Source organism: Proteus sp. LHD240705, from assembly GCF_047921555.1.
Lineage (GTDB): Bacteria > Pseudomonadota > Gammaproteobacteria > Enterobacterales > Enterobacteriaceae > Proteus.
The window spans coordinates 338,232-352,556 of sequence record NZ_JBLRMI010000004.1 but is presented as its reverse complement, the minus strand read 5'-3'; the positions used below and the strand labels follow the sequence as shown (position 1 = coordinate 352,556).

At 32.4% G+C, this 14,325-nt stretch carries 9 protein-coding genes and 1 pseudogene; 5 read left to right on the top strand and 5 right to left on the bottom strand.

Features of this window, described 5'->3' with window-relative positions; all coding sequences use genetic code 11:
* Positions 1-22: 22 nt before the first annotated feature.
* A complete protein-coding gene (locus tag ACNART_RS10695) occupies positions 23-1,573 on the bottom strand; it encodes a methyl-accepting chemotaxis protein (RefSeq protein WP_198632675.1) in 1,551 nt (516 codons plus the stop codon).
* 506 nt (positions 1,574-2,079) lie between these two features.
* Between ACNART_RS10695 and ACNART_RS10690 the strand changes: the two genes are divergently transcribed.
* The 4 genes and pseudogenes from ACNART_RS10690 (at position 2,080) to ACNART_RS10675 (ending at position 6,892) form a co-directional block, all read left to right on the top strand.
* Positions 2,080-2,661: a histidine phosphatase family protein gene (locus ACNART_RS10690; RefSeq protein WP_198619704.1), complete on the top strand. Its 582-nt coding sequence runs from the start codon at positions 2,080-2,082 to the stop codon at positions 2,659-2,661.
* A 67-nt stretch (positions 2,662-2,728) separates the two neighbouring features.
* Positions 2,729-3,616, top strand: a complete 888-nt coding sequence (locus ACNART_RS10685) for a PhzF family phenazine biosynthesis protein (RefSeq protein ID WP_198619705.1) — start codon at positions 2,729-2,731, stop codon at positions 3,614-3,616.
* A gap of 774 nt (positions 3,617-4,390) precedes the next feature.
* A pseudogene (locus tag ACNART_RS10680) lies at positions 4,391-4,480 on the top strand (hypothetical protein); the annotation flags it as partial.
* A 174-nt stretch (positions 4,481-4,654) separates the two neighbouring features.
* Entirely contained in the window at positions 4,655-6,892 is a 2,238-nt protein-coding gene (locus tag ACNART_RS10675; protein WP_196534134.1) for a TonB-dependent hemoglobin/transferrin/lactoferrin family receptor, read from the top strand.
* A 113-nt stretch (positions 6,893-7,005) separates the two neighbouring features.
* On the opposite strand, the gene ACNART_RS10670 is transcribed toward ACNART_RS10675, so the two are convergent.
* The 4 genes from ACNART_RS10670 to hprR form a co-directional block, all read right to left on the bottom strand.
* A complete protein-coding gene (locus ACNART_RS10670; protein ID WP_368927677.1) occupies positions 7,006-7,617 on the bottom strand; it encodes a protein-methionine-sulfoxide reductase heme-binding subunit MsrQ in 612 nt (203 codons plus the stop codon).
* Positions 7,617-8,627 (bottom strand): protein-methionine-sulfoxide reductase catalytic subunit MsrP, encoded by a 1,011-nt coding sequence (gene msrP, locus ACNART_RS10665; protein WP_098942268.1) that lies wholly within the window; start codon positions 8,625-8,627, stop codon positions 7,617-7,619. Before msrP ends, ACNART_RS10670 begins: the two co-directional genes overlap by 1 nt.
* A gap of 108 nt (positions 8,628-8,735) precedes the next feature.
* Entirely contained in the window at positions 8,736-10,094 is a 1,359-nt protein-coding gene (locus ACNART_RS10660; protein ID WP_198632673.1) for a heavy metal sensor histidine kinase, read from the bottom strand.
* A complete protein-coding gene (gene hprR / locus ACNART_RS10655; RefSeq protein WP_099074890.1) occupies positions 10,069-10,761 on the bottom strand; it encodes a response regulator transcription factor HprR in 693 nt (230 codons plus the stop codon). The genes ACNART_RS10660 and hprR overlap by 26 nt, the downstream gene beginning before the upstream one ends.
* 1,068 nt (positions 10,762-11,829) lie before the next feature.
* On the opposite strand from hprR, the gene ACNART_RS10650 reads away from it, so the two are divergent.
* Positions 11,830-14,037 carry an SEC-C metal-binding domain-containing protein gene (locus ACNART_RS10650; RefSeq protein ID WP_409339351.1) on the top strand — a complete coding sequence of 736 codons (2,208 nt, stop codon included), beginning with the start codon at positions 11,830-11,832 and terminating at the stop codon, positions 14,035-14,037.
* Positions 14,038-14,325 lie beyond the last annotated feature (288 nt).

The window sequence follows — 14,325 nt, the reverse complement described above, 5'->3', positions numbered from 1 at the left end:
AATAAACTTATTCAACTAAATATTAGATACTTTTAATCTGAAAGTAATTCACTAATTTATTCAGATTAAGTGCTTGTTCATTAAGTGAACTTGCAGCAGCTACCGATTCCTCAACTAATCCCGCATTCTGTTGAGTTGTTGAATCAAGCTGACTTATAGCGTTATTGATTTGCGATATACCATCACTTTGTTCATTACTTGCCTGCCCAATTTCACGCAATAGCGCACTGATCTCTTCGACATCAGCGATCATTTTTTGGATTTGTGAGCCAGCTTGTTCAACTAATTCCATTCCTTCTTGTGTTTGAGTTGATGAATTATCGATAAGAGTGCGTATATCATTAGCGGAGTCTGCACTTTTTTGTGCCAGTAGTCTGACTTCACCAGCAACAACTGCAAAACCTTTACCATGTTCACCCGCTCTAGCGGCTTCAACAGCGGCATTTAGTGCAAGAATATTAGTTTGGAATGCAATGGCATTAATTAAGTTAATAATATCTGTCATTTGAGATGATGAGCTATTAATGGCTCTCATTTTTTCAGTTAGCTGAAGCATTATTTCGCCATTATGATGTACGGCGATTTCAGTTTTTTCAGCAACATTAATCGCATCATGAGTATGATCTGCGGTGTTTTTAACAGTTGATGTCATTTGCTCCATTGAGCTTGCCGTTTCTTCTACTGATGTTGCTTGTTCTTCTGTTCTTGCTGCTAAATTTTGGCTACCAGCTGTAATTTGCTCTGCTGCTGACGAAATATTTTCAGCGCTGTTTTGTACATTTTGCACAACTTCTAATAGGTGCGTTTTCATTTCAGCAAGGGCTTGTAATAATATTCCTGCTTCATCATGATAATCAATATTCACTTCTTGTGTTAAATCACCATTGGCAATCGCTTTAGCAAAATTTATTGCTTTCTCTAATGGAAGAGTAATGCCTTTAGTAATAAACCATCCTAAAATACTACCCACAATAATACTGATGAGGGTTAATAAGACTAAAAAGATCCTTTTCTCAATAAAATCACGTTCAACAGCGTCACCTGCCTCTTCCATTTTTTTGTCTTGTAATTTGATAAACTCTAATATTTTATCGCGATACTTTAACTGAATAGCGGAAGTTTTTGTGATCAGTTCATTGACAGCGGCGTGTTTGTTATTTTCATTAAATGCCTTCACCACAAAGTTTTGAGAGTTTATATATTGCTGACGGATCTCATAAACCTCAGCTAAGATTTTTTTTGATTCAGCATCGTGTGTGGTTTCGTCTAATTCTTTCAGTAATTGCGCAACTTTAGCGGTGATCTCTGCTTTTTTGCTCTCTTGCTCAGCCGCTAAACTTCCTTGCTCATCAAGCATAGTAAGTTGCTGAAATATAATAAATTCATTGAAATTATTAATCAGTAAGTTGGCTCTGACTGTGGCTGGATAGATATCATCAACGACATCATGAATATCTTGATTCGCACTATTTAAACCCATTAATGCGAAACTGGAACCCAACATAATTAGCATCACAAAAGTTGTAAATGCGATGGTTAACTTTGTACGAATTTTAAAGTTTTTAAAGAACATGCTTAACCCTGGATAAATAATAATTAATAAGTATTGGTAACTTATTTAAGAACAAACAGTATCGGTAAGCAGAGGAAGAACTTTAGTCATTAAACTAAATAGAGGGAGATAAAAAGGCTTGTATTGATTTTTAATACATTATTTTTTCTATTAAAAAGAGATCTCTTCCATTTTTTATCTAAATGTACTGAGTATTTAAGTTTCATTTAGCTTTATAAAATTGGGTGTAAAGTAATGAAAAATTAAAAAAATCCTTTATTTTTTGTTAACAATTGTTTGATTGATTTTAATATTTGTTAATTAGTTTTGAGGCGTTTAGAAGGTAGAATAAAGGTCAATAGAGTATAAAAGTGGCTAAATATGCGCTATCTAAGATTTGCTCACCGCTGAAACACTTTTGGCTATGATAGACTGAGTGACTTAAACTCAGTGAGTTTATGGTTAATATTAGATGTGTTTTAATTTCCCATATTTCTTATACTCAATTGACTTAAAGGTAACGCTGTATGCGCAGTGTATTTATATTTTTGAGCGTATTTATTCTAGGATTTAGTCATATGGCGTATTCCGATCAAACACTGGTTTTTATAAGACATGGTGAAAAACCTGATAATGATAGTGGGCAACTGACCTGTAAAGGGTTAAATAGAGCATTAGCCCTACCCGATGTGCTTATAAATCAATTTGGCAAACCTGATGCATTATTCGCCGCGGCACCTAAACAGAGTAAGTTAGGGAATTCATTGCGTTCACTCCAAACGATTTCACCTATCGCTATTAAAACCTCATTGCCTATTCATCTTCAATATCACGCTAAAGAGATAAAAGCATTACGAGAGGAACTGTTAAGTCGACAGTATGAAAACTCGGTTATTTTTATTGCCTGGGAGCATGATAATTTAACCAAGGTTGCGCGAGATATTATGAAACAAGAGGGAGGCGATCCTAAATTAATTCCTAAATGGAAAAGTAGTGATTTTGATAGTATTTATATCTTAAAAATTATCCGAGAAGGGGATAAAAAAAACGTCGTATTTGAACAAAGACAACAAGGGCTAGATGGCGTGTCAGAAGTTTGCCCTAATTAATGCGTATTTTATAACACTCTATTTTTACACACAGATTTAATGCTATTCGAAGCAATGCGGGAAATATATGCAAAATGAAGCTATACGCTCAGTAGAGCACGAGATCAAAGTACACCTTATAAACTCATTTACTCGAAATAATAAAGGTGGCAATCCTGCTGGCGTGGTACTTAATCCTCCTAAATTAAGTGATGAACAGAAAATTACCATCGCTAAAGAAGTCGGATTTTCTGAAACAGCTTTTGTTTATCAAGGTGAAGAGACGGATTTTAAGGTTGATTTTTTCACTCCTGAAGGTGAGGTCGATTTTTGCGGTCATGCGACATTAGCGGTATTTTTCACTTTATCTTCACTCAACTTATTGGCTTCTGGTCATTACACACAAAAAACGAAAGCAGGTATTCTAAGTGTCGCAATTAATGCTGAAAATATCGTTATGGAGCAAACACTACCTGTTTCACGTCAAGCTCCAAATATCGATGCAGTGGCTGCAGCACTGGGAATAAATTGCGAAACTATTTCAGAAACAGGCTTACCCATTGAGATATTTTCAACGGGACTACCTGATATTTTGATCCCTGTACAATTTGGGAAATTAGATACGCTAAAACCTAATTTTGAAGCGATTGCAAACTTAAGCCGTGAATTTAATACTATCGGTTTTCATGTTTTTGAACTTAGTCAAGATAAAGAAATTACTGCTCATTGCCGTAATTTTGCACCTTTATATGGCATCAATGAAGAATCTGCGACAGGGAGTTCTAGTGGCGCTTTAGGCTGCTATCTTGTTAAGCATGTTTTCCCTCATCAAACACATTTTTTATTAGAGCAAGGGCGTGCAATGCAATGTTCCTCTCTTATTCACGTTATTATTGATTCAACAGAAAATACGATTAGTCGAGTGAGAGTAGGTGGAAAAGCGACAATGATAGGCACGAAGATTATTACTCTTTAGAGAAAATAAAAGATTTTTAATTTCGAAAACTTATTTAAAATTGAAATCCGATTTGATCCTAGCTATAAAATAAATCCAGTGTATCTATCCTAAAATAGGAAGAAGCACTGGAAAATTATTTTTATAGTCGAGAATAGATATATAATTAATTAGTTAATTTTTATATAAAAACAATACATCCATTATTTCTTAATTTTTTTATTATTGATGGTTCTTTGGTGAAGTTGTTCCAACGTAAATCTAGTTTGGTGAGTTGTGTTAAATTAATCATACTAAATTAAACTCGTTTGGGGAAAAAATTGCCCGAGTATTACTTCCTGTGACATTAGCTTTAGATGTCGTTACATTACCTTTGCAGTACCTATTTTTCTGCCATAAAGAAATATCATTGTGGGTATTTTGATATTCAAACTGAATATGAGATCACATCACCGGGCTTTAGCACTAACCAATTTGGCCGATGTGACTACGGTATATGGATAAAAGAAATTTCTACAGAACGGTGGAAATTACTTTGTATTAGCAATTCAAAATCGAAAACCAAGGAACAGTATGGGTAACAGTAAAAACAGGGTCTATGGGGGTATATATTGTTGATTACCAGTTCTCTCCTTTTCGCAAGTAATGAGATTGATGGTTTCAATGATGGTGATAGAGAGTTGTTCGATGATAAGCCCGTTTATCAGACATATCTTGACGTTTGTAATAGGCTTACCAGTGATTTTCATAAAACAACATAAACAGATAGTTAAAAGTAATGGCGATATATAATGGCTACGCCATATGAGTTGGAGTGAATTAGCTGATTTAATTATTAAAGGTATGGAAGAGGCAATTGAGGTTAAGACTGCAACTTATGATTTTGTGCTTTTTTATTCTTAAAGAATGCATTTAAATTAATATATGTAAACATAAATATAATTAATTTGTTATTAATTAGATAAAACAACTAAATTTTCAATTGTATTACAATTCCTTTTATTGAATTGAATGATAATGATTATAATTATCATTCAATACATTAATTAAGGAGTGTTTATGAAAAAAACGTTACTCTATCTAGTTGTTACCTCGATAGTTTTTTTTAATAATAAAGCTATATCTGAAGATGTTCTTTATGTGATTGAAAAAAAAGAAGAAAAAATTAATGAAAAAACATTAAATTCAGAACAATTGGAAAAAAATTTAATATTTAGCATGGAAGATATTGTTCGCCATCTTCCTGGTGTCGGTGTCTCATCCGAAGGACGTTTTGGTAATAATGGATATGCAATAAGAGGTGTTGATAAAGATCGTGTTGCTATACAGGTTGATGATATCCCTCAAGCAGAAACCTTCGATAATACCATTTATAAAGGTTATGGTTATTTTAATGGAAGTATGAATGATATCGAAACAGAACATTTAAAGTCTGTAATTATATCTAAGGGTGCTGATTCTATATTTTCAGGTAGTGGAGCATTAGGAGGGGCTGTAAAATACGTTACTAAAGATCCTGCTGATTTGATTAGTGAAGGTAATTGGGGATTTGTTTCTCGTAGTGTTTATACTTCTAAAAATAATGAAAAAATGCAAACGATAGGTATTGCAACTTCCCAACAAGATGTAGAAGGGATGCTCTTATATGTTTATCGTAATGGGCATGAAACTAATAATTATAAACATGAAAATGATATATTCGGTTCTGCTAGGGGAACACCAGATCCTCAAGAAAAAACGCGTCATTCTTTACTATCAAAAATTAATCTATTAGGTATTCAAAACCATAAAATAGGTGCTACTTTTGAATACAGTGAGGGTAAAACATATACAGATGAAAAATCTTGGTACTTATTTTCTTCCTATTATCGTACTGGTGATGATTTATCAAAAAGAATTAGATATACACTCTCTGATACGTGGACTCCAGAAAGATATATTGACAGTATGACGACAAGCTTTAATTGGCAAAAAATAGAACAAAAAGCATTTAGCTCTACGTTTGATGAACATTATAATGGTCATTATTATGATATTTTTGAAGAAAATAGTAGGAATATCATTCAATATGGTAGGTTTATTAATAATGAAATAGTATTAATGCCATTATCTTTATTTAATACAACGCACTCATTAGCACTACGAACTTCATATTCTACAAAAACACTTAACAATAAAAATATAGATACTAAATATCTAGGAAAGCCTAAAGTTCCTTATCAATCTAATTATAGCATCATCAGACCTGTATATACTCAAGATATTAGTATTGCTTTTGTTGATGAAATAAAAATGTTTGATGACAAATTAAATGTAGTTTTAGGCAGTAGATATGATAATGTTTCTCATCATACAGATAATGCTAAATTATCTTTAGCGAAAGATAGCGATCTCACTGATAATCATTATCAGGCTTTATCTTTGGCATTATCAACCAGTTATAACATAACACCAAATTATACTTTCCAATATAAAATTGGGCAGGGTTTTCGTATTCCAACAGCTCAAGAGCTTTATTTTGATTATGGAGGTAATGATGCTCGTAATCGCTTAGAGCCTAACCCTAATTTAAAGCAAGAAAAAGGATTAAGTAATGAAATATCATTAAGTTATAATAATGATAAATTATTTAATAAAGTAAATGTATATTATACTAAATACAATAACTTTATTGATCTTAAGCAGAGCGAAAAACAAGTTCCTAATCCGTGGTATGATCCTAATATGGGCGATAGTTATTGGAATAAGCCAACATTACCACAAAATCATCTTCAATATAGTAATGTTGCCTCAGCATACGTTTATGGTTTTGAGCTAACGAATGAAATTCGGCTTTCTAAAATATTCGGCTTAGATAATACATATATATTGCGTAATACATTTAATTATACACGCGGAAAAGATGCTTCTGGAGATTCATTACTTTCTGTACAACCTTTTAAATGGGTTTCTTCCTTATCTTATGATAATGCGGATAAAAAATATGGTGCAGGGATATTTATGACTTATTCAGCACGAAAAGAAGGTAATCAAGCAATACGGAATGGTCGTGAATGGCCATATCTTAGTGATTCTTATACTATATTTGACACAACAGCTTACTATAATGTAAATAAAAATATTGTATTACGTGCTGGGGTTTTTAATTTATTTAATAGAAAATATAGTACTTGGGATGCATTAAGAAGTCTGCCAGAATTTGGTACAACAAATCAAATAGATCGTGATCGTCTTGGTTTACAACGTTTTACTGCTCCTGGGCGTAATTTTTCTATGGATATATCATTGTATTTCTAATACTGAATTGATAGGCAACTATTTAGTTTATTACAATTTGTTAAAGCCTCTTAAATGAGGCTTTAACAAGATCATTTATATAATATTAGAATTAAATTGGTGGGTAGGCTATTTTATATATTAGTTGATTTGTTTTTTTTCTGTTGCCAAAAGCGAAAAAGGTAAGTTAATCCAATAATAATTAGATAAATAATAGGCTCTGGTGTTGGCGATTTTAATGATAAAAAATAATGAATACAGACTAATAATAAGAGTGGATAAAACAGATTATGTATTCTTTTCCATTCTTGATTAAATTTATTTTTTAACCAATCAAATGAACTTATAGCCATCAATAATAAAATTATCCAACATAAAGCGCCTATAATAAGATAAATATGGGAAAAAACTTCGCTAAAAAAGAAAGTAATATTTCCCCAACCTATTTCAAGTAGCAGATAACTTGCTAAATGTAAATTAGCCCAAAAAAAACACCATAATCCTAATAGTTTTCTTACTTGAAATAATGTGTTTAATTTTAAGTAAAAGGCAACCATAGGGATCAGAGCTAATATAATTAATAAACGTAACGTTGTAATTCCAGTAAAATGCTGAATATCTTTTGAAGGATCTGCGCTGAAATTTTGCGTATAAATTGTATAAATAAGCCAAGTGAAAGCCAATAAACCAATAAGATGGAATATGGTTTTTAATAACTTAACTTTTATTCCATATATTGGTTGCATTAAAAATTTCTCCGCAAATCTAAATCTTTATATAAATGTGCGACTTGGTCGCCATAGCCATTGAACAATAATGTTGGTTGTCTTGTAACTTGACCTAATCCACCTGTGCCTATAAAGCGTTCTGTTGCTTGTGACCAACGAGGATGGCTAACATCTGGATTAACATTTGCATAAAAACCATATTCATGCGGTGCTGAAAGATTCCACGTTGTTGGTGGGATTGACTCAGTTAAACGAATTTTGACAATGGATTTGATCCCCTTAAATCCATATTTCCACGGAACAACAAGGCGAATAGGTGCACCATTTTGGTTTGGCAAGGATTTTCCATATACCCCTGTCGCCAATAATGTGAGTGGATTCATCGCTTCATCGAGTCTTAATCCCTCGACATACGGGTATTGTAAACCGCCGCCAATGAAGCGACTATCTTGTCCGCGCATCTCCTGTGGTGCATAACGCGTTTCAAAGGCAACATATTTTGCACGACTATTGGGCTCAACCAAAGAAAGTAAGCTCGCTAATGGAAAACCGACCCAGGGAATGACCATCGACCATGCTTCAACACAACGCATACGATAGATACGTTCTTCTAATTGAAATTTATGATTAATATCGTCTAAGTTTAAAGTAAGTGGGCGATTAACTTCACCATCAATAGTTAATGTCCATTCTTCTGTTTTCATTGTGTGTGCATACTTAGCAGGATCGGATTTATTAAGGCCAAATTCATAGAAATTGTTATATCCAATTACCTTATCTTCATGAGTTAATTGTAATGAAGATTGATATTCTTCAGGTTGAATAAATTGTAATTCTTTACGGGATGATTTTGGTGTTGTTGGTTTGTTATCTTCAGTAAGCCATGAAAATAAATCGGCTTTTACAGTGGATGAAACCGCTATTCCAGCAGCGCCGATGCCTAATAATTTTAGTAAATTACGTCGTTTCATCATAAAAACAGATTCAGGTGTAATTTCTGATAGGTTATTTTTCCTGTTTTTTTTCATGATGTTACCTCTACATAATTAAGAAGATATTTGATTGATAAATTAATTATGCAGAGATGTTTTATAAAAAAGCTGACAAAAAGATGACAATTTTGTCATATCGCGTAATTAGCATGGAAAGGTTAAAATAAATACATTATGTTTTCCAATACGCTCGTAACTGACTTTACCCTCATGTAATGTCATAATCGCTTGCACAATTGATAAGCCTAAGCCATTTCCATCTGTTGTTCTTGCATTATCACCACGCCAAAAACGAGTAAATATTTGTTCATGTTGATTCAATTCATCACCAATATTACTGATACAAATCAGTAACTGATTTTTTTCTTTTTTACATTGAGTGACGACTTGTGTATTAGCGGGAGAATATTTAATTGCATTTGATATGAGGTTCATTAATATGCGAGTAAAAAGTAAGTGATCTGCACTAACTGTTAATGTTGTAGGCTCTTTTAATAAGGTAATCTGTTTTTCTTCTGCATAAAATGAAAATAGGTTATAAATTTCATCAATTAGATCCGATAAATCCAAGCTTTCTCTATTTAAAATGATATTTTTATTTTCAGCACGAGCGATAAATAAAATATTTTCAATTATTTTTGCAAGTTTATCCAGTTCTTCAATATTACTAATAATAATTGATTCATATTCTTCTACGCTACGAGAGCGTTGTAACATAATTTCATTTTGAACTTTTATAGCGTTAATGGGGGTTCTGAGTTCATGAGCCAAGTCATCGGCTAATTGAGTTAGCTTTACAAAATCATTTTTTAACCTTTTTCTCATTATATTTAATGAGTCACCTAAACTTTTCAGTTCATTGGGAAGTTGTGAGATATTTATGGTTTGGCTAAGAGTATGTATGTCTGTTTTAGCCGTAATTTGGCTAAGAAAACGGATATCCCTCAATCCATGTTTAATTAACCAAAAACTTAATATTCCCATAAATAAAATAGAAGCTAATGAGATAATCAATATTTTACTTAAATATTCGCTTAGCATACTGATGCGCACAAAGGATGCTTTGGCAATCACTACATTTAGCACACCTATTGGTGATTCTATTGTAAAGTTAATAGCCGAAACAGGAATACCTGATTCTGTTTCCCAGGAGGTAATCATGTTTAAATCTATATTCTTTGTATCAGTGGTTTTTAGATGATCTGCAAATAAAATATCTGAATTAGTATCAACTAAAATTTTATTATTAGCATCCGTAATATAAATAATATCTTGTTGCATATCCATCATACGTTGAAAATAGATAGGTAATGTTTTGATATCAATTCCACTATTAATTAACTTTACTAATTGGTCTGCACGATTTACAAGTAAGTTATTATCACGAGATATTAATTCATTTTTAAGCGATTGATAAAGCGTTAAAGACATAAAACCTGCATTTGCAATCATCAATATGATAAATAAAAAGATAATTTTAAATCTCAGTGATTTTGTTTTCATTATTGACTCCATTTAACCTATATCCCATTCCTCTAACCGTTTCGATTAATTTGATTTCAAATCCATCATCAATTTTTTTTCGTAAACGACGGATAGCAACATCTACAATATTAGTATCACTATCAAAGTTAATTCCCCAAATCTCGCTTGCAATTAATGTCCTTGGTAATATTTCATTAATATGTAAAGCAAAAAAAAGTAATAAAGAATATTCTTGGCGAGTCATTGGGATCTGTATATTATTACGCTCCACTTCATGACGAGATAAATTGATTTTTAAGTCAGCAATTTCAATAATTGTTGAAATATTTTTTTGAACTCTTAATTGATTTTTGACCCTTGCCAATAATTCTGAAAATGAGAAAGGTTTTACTAAATAATCGTTTGCACCTAATTCTAATCCTTTAACTCGGTCATCTATAGCATCCCTTGCTGTTAAACAAATCACAGGGACTGACTTTGATGTGCGTAATATTTTTAAAATATTCCAACCGTTCATTCCGGGAAGCATGATATCAAGAATAATCAATTTGTAATCATTTTCTAATGCTAAATAGAGGCCATCACGACCATCATTCGTAATATCAATAGTATATCCAGCTTCTTCTAGCCCTTTTTTAACCCAATTGGCTGTTTTTTCGTGATCTTCAATTAAGAGTATTTTCATTATGATCCTCTTAAACTCTTTAGAATAGGTATTTTGTATTATTTTAAACCAGTCATATATAGGATTAATAGAGCTAATTAAATATGATAGTTTTTACTAAAAATGACCTTGTAATAATAGATTTTAGAGATTCATAACATTGTTATTAAATAGCTTTTATGTAAAAGAGTAAGTAACTAATTTTATTCCAGAAATTTTTTATGTCAGTAGATTCACTCGTTTTTGTATTTTCATTCTTAAGAAAAAATTGTAAAACTTATATGTATGCGGCTAGGGTTTAGCAATAATTTATGATGAATATGCTATAAAAGTTGAAGAGGAAGAATGTATTTGCTTGGTCATTGAAACTAAAAAAGCCCACCTAAGTGAGCTTTTCTATACTTTAAATGATCCGCGTGTCATTTGCGTGTCATTTATAGTCCTTTTGTTGTCAGTGTGTAGTCTTGATGATTTCGCTAACTTCTTGTTTTTGAAACCGTTGTCCTATCACTGACCCAAGCTGGCGGAGTCTGAATTGGTTGTGTATTTATCTGTATTTAATGAATATTTATTAAATTGAGTAATTGATGAGTGCCATTAAGCTGGAGTAATAGATGTGGTTATATCTAAGTATTTAGCAACCCAAGAAGCATGCAAATAAAAATAATGTATTAAATAAAAATATGCGTCACAAGTGTCACTCACGTTATGCTATTTAATATCAATATGTTAGATTACTTTTTTGAGTCACACTTTATGACAAGAGTAATTTTAGTGTCACATTTAATGTAGTAATAAAATTTCACATAGGGGGTAGGGTCTGGACTAGTGACTTTTGAGTACCTAGCTAATACCTTGGGTAAATAGGAAAGAAGTGGGTTAAAATTTTTTAGAAAAATACAACATACAATCTAGCTATTAATCGTATGACATTATTAATAGAGATAGTAAATTATTATCACTAACTACATGACTAACTTTATTATGGGATAATCAATAGTTAAGTCGCGAAGCAAGATTTGTTGCTAGTTGATGCAACTTAGAGTGTGTTAAGTTGAGTATAAACAATCTTGAATAATAGTGAATATTATGAGAACCGAGCAAGAAATTTTTGATGAACTAGAGAAACTTAGTTGTGTAGAAGGTTTTTGGGAAGTTGTAGCATTTTTCTGTTGGAAAGATACCTTTATTCACTTTTCAGGTGAAAAATTGGATAAGGAATCATTTGCACAAGCATTTGATCGGACGCGTTTATCCAGAACTGAGCTTTCAACACTTATTGGTTTAGCGTGTAAAAGTGGATTTAATAATAGGCAATTAGAATTAGAAGAATTAAAAAAAATAGCAGATCGTGTCTGGCAACTTTTTGAAGAGCTACATTATAGTTTTTGCCCGCCATTAGACAGTGCTCTATTGTTGAAAAAATTTGATCCTAAAAATAGTAATGACATCCCTAGTTTTAGTGAATTTATTCGAGAAGTAATTCCAAGTAGCGATAAAAATTATTTTATGCGAGAAGCTATCTTTTATGGCGGGGATGGAGTTTTCAAGCATCAATATAGGGACTTAGCCAAACGTCGCTATTCTCTTGATGATGGTTGGATTGAAGCAAATAAAGGCTTTAACGTTTCTCAAGCAGCTGAAGTTATTTCGGCCATAGAACAAATTCAACTAGAGAAAGCCAATCAATTAGTATCTTCAGTAAAGTTCCTGCCATTGCCATATCATTTGCCTATGTTCATGTTTACTATTTCTGAAGTCGTGGCACAAAGTAGTTTAAATGAAAAGGTTGTAGAGGCTGTGATTGCGGCGTTATCAGCTAAGCCCGAAGACGGAATGAGCTGTTTTAAATCTGTGGATGATTTTAATCATAAAAATGCGTTTCCAATAATAAAAACTGTAGAGGGGGCATTCGTCAGTTTTCAAGGTTACAGCTTATGGGAGGCACTTTATGAAAGCCCATTTTTTTGGTTTAACGAAGACAGAACATATAAGGTTATAGCAAGTAAGCATCGAGGTGCTTTTACAGAAAACTTTACAGCTGAACGCTTAGCTCTAGTGTTTGGTGACGATAATGTTTTAACCAATATTGATATTTTCGATGGTAAAAATAAAGCAGGTGAAATTGATGTTTTGGTCACATTCGGCGTTTTTGCGATAGTCGTACAAGCTAAGTCTAAAAAACTCACTATCGAGGCTCGTAAGGGTAATAGTAAACAATTAGAAGGAGATTTTAAAAAAGCAATTCAAGATGCCTATGATCAAGCTTATTTATGTAGCCAACTACTACAAAAAGAAGGGTGTATTTTTAAAAATGAATTTGGCAATGAAGTTAAAATTCAATCTAATTTCAAGACGATATTACCTATTTGTATAGTATCAGACTATTTTCCTGCTCTTGCTGCTCAAGCTCGACATTTTCTTCAATATCAAACGACTAATGTAATAAAACATCCTTATGTAATGGATGTGTTTTTAATAGATATGATTACCGAAATGCTGCCATCACCTTTACGAGTCTTAGACTATCTTGTTAAACGGAGTGACTATGGTGATTCAATTCTTTCTAATCATGAGCTAGTAATTCTTTCAGCTTACATCATGCAAAACTTATATTTTGGGGAAGAATCGACATTAGTTATGCTTGATGATGATATATCTACAGATCTTGAATTAGCAATGTTAGCCAGAAGGGATGGTTACGATGGAGAGAAAACACCTGAGGGGTTTATAACTTCTCACAAAAAAGGTTTTGTTGGTGATATTATCAATGATATTGAGTTTTCAGCAGATTTTTGTCTTCAGAAACTAGGATTACACCTTTTATCATTGGATGGTGAAAGTATAGATCTACTCAATGACGCGATTTCAAAGATGATTGCTCAGTTTAAAATAGATAATCAACACCATGATATAACTCTTCCCTTGCTAAAGGAAAAAACGGGTTTAACTATTCACTGCAATGAAGATGATAATGATACGGCCTATAACAAACTGGTTGCACATTGTGAAAAAAGAAAATATACAACCCAAGCAGAGAATTGGGTAGGATGCTGTATTAGTCCAACTAAAGGTAAACTCCGATTTGCTTCATATCATGAAAGTAAGTGGAAACAATCGGATAGAATGGACAGACTAACGGCTAGTTTAAAACCTATTTCGTCGAGTAATCATATAAAAGATGCAAAAACGTTTTCGTTTGGTGAAAAACCGCAAATAAAACGAAATAAAATTGGAAGAAATGAACCATGTTCATGCGGTAGTGGTAAGAAATATAAACGCTGTTGCGCCTTATAAATTTAACTTAGATTTAGTAATAATAATTCATCAGGTTATGGGCTTCTTCATCAATGAGGGGCTGATTCTATATTGTTTTTGTTGTTTCTTGGGCTTTTGCATTTGCATAAGAGTAATCTACTGATAACAGCTGGCTACATACAGAAGTAGAATCAATAAGATATGATGATTTTTTGTTGGCGATTATTGTGATATAAAATGAAAAAATATCATATGTAATCAGCTCAAGTTAAAAGGAGCTATTTTTTATCATGAAGATTAAAATAGCCGAGATTAACTCGGCATGAT

Coding starts and splice junctions, on each gene's coding strand:
- ACNART_RS10675 (WP_196534134.1), top strand. CDS start 4,655: ATGAAAAAAACGTTACTCTATCTAGTTGTTACCTCGATAGTTTTTTTT.
- ACNART_RS10685 (WP_198619705.1), top strand. CDS start 2,729: ATGCAAAATGAAGCTATACGCTCAGTAGAGCACGAGATCAAAGTACAC.
- ACNART_RS10670 (WP_368927677.1), bottom strand. CDS start 7,617: ATGCAACCAATATATGGAATAAAAGTTAAGTTATTAAAAACCATATTC.
- ACNART_RS10695 (WP_198632675.1), bottom strand. CDS start 1,573: ATGTTCTTTAAAAACTTTAAAATTCGTACAAAGTTAACCATCGCATTT.
- ACNART_RS10650 (WP_409339351.1), top strand. CDS start 11,830: ATGAGAACCGAGCAAGAAATTTTTGATGAACTAGAGAAACTTAGTTGT.
- msrP (WP_098942268.1), bottom strand. CDS start 8,627: ATGAAAAAAAACAGGAAAAATAACCTATCAGAAATTACACCTGAATCT.
- ACNART_RS10660 (WP_198632673.1), bottom strand. CDS start 10,094: ATGAAAACAAAATCACTGAGATTTAAAATTATCTTTTTATTTATCATA.
- ACNART_RS10690 (WP_198619704.1), top strand. CDS start 2,080: ATGCGCAGTGTATTTATATTTTTGAGCGTATTTATTCTAGGATTTAGT.
- hprR (WP_099074890.1), bottom strand. CDS start 10,761: ATGAAAATACTCTTAATTGAAGATCACGAAAAAACAGCCAATTGGGTT.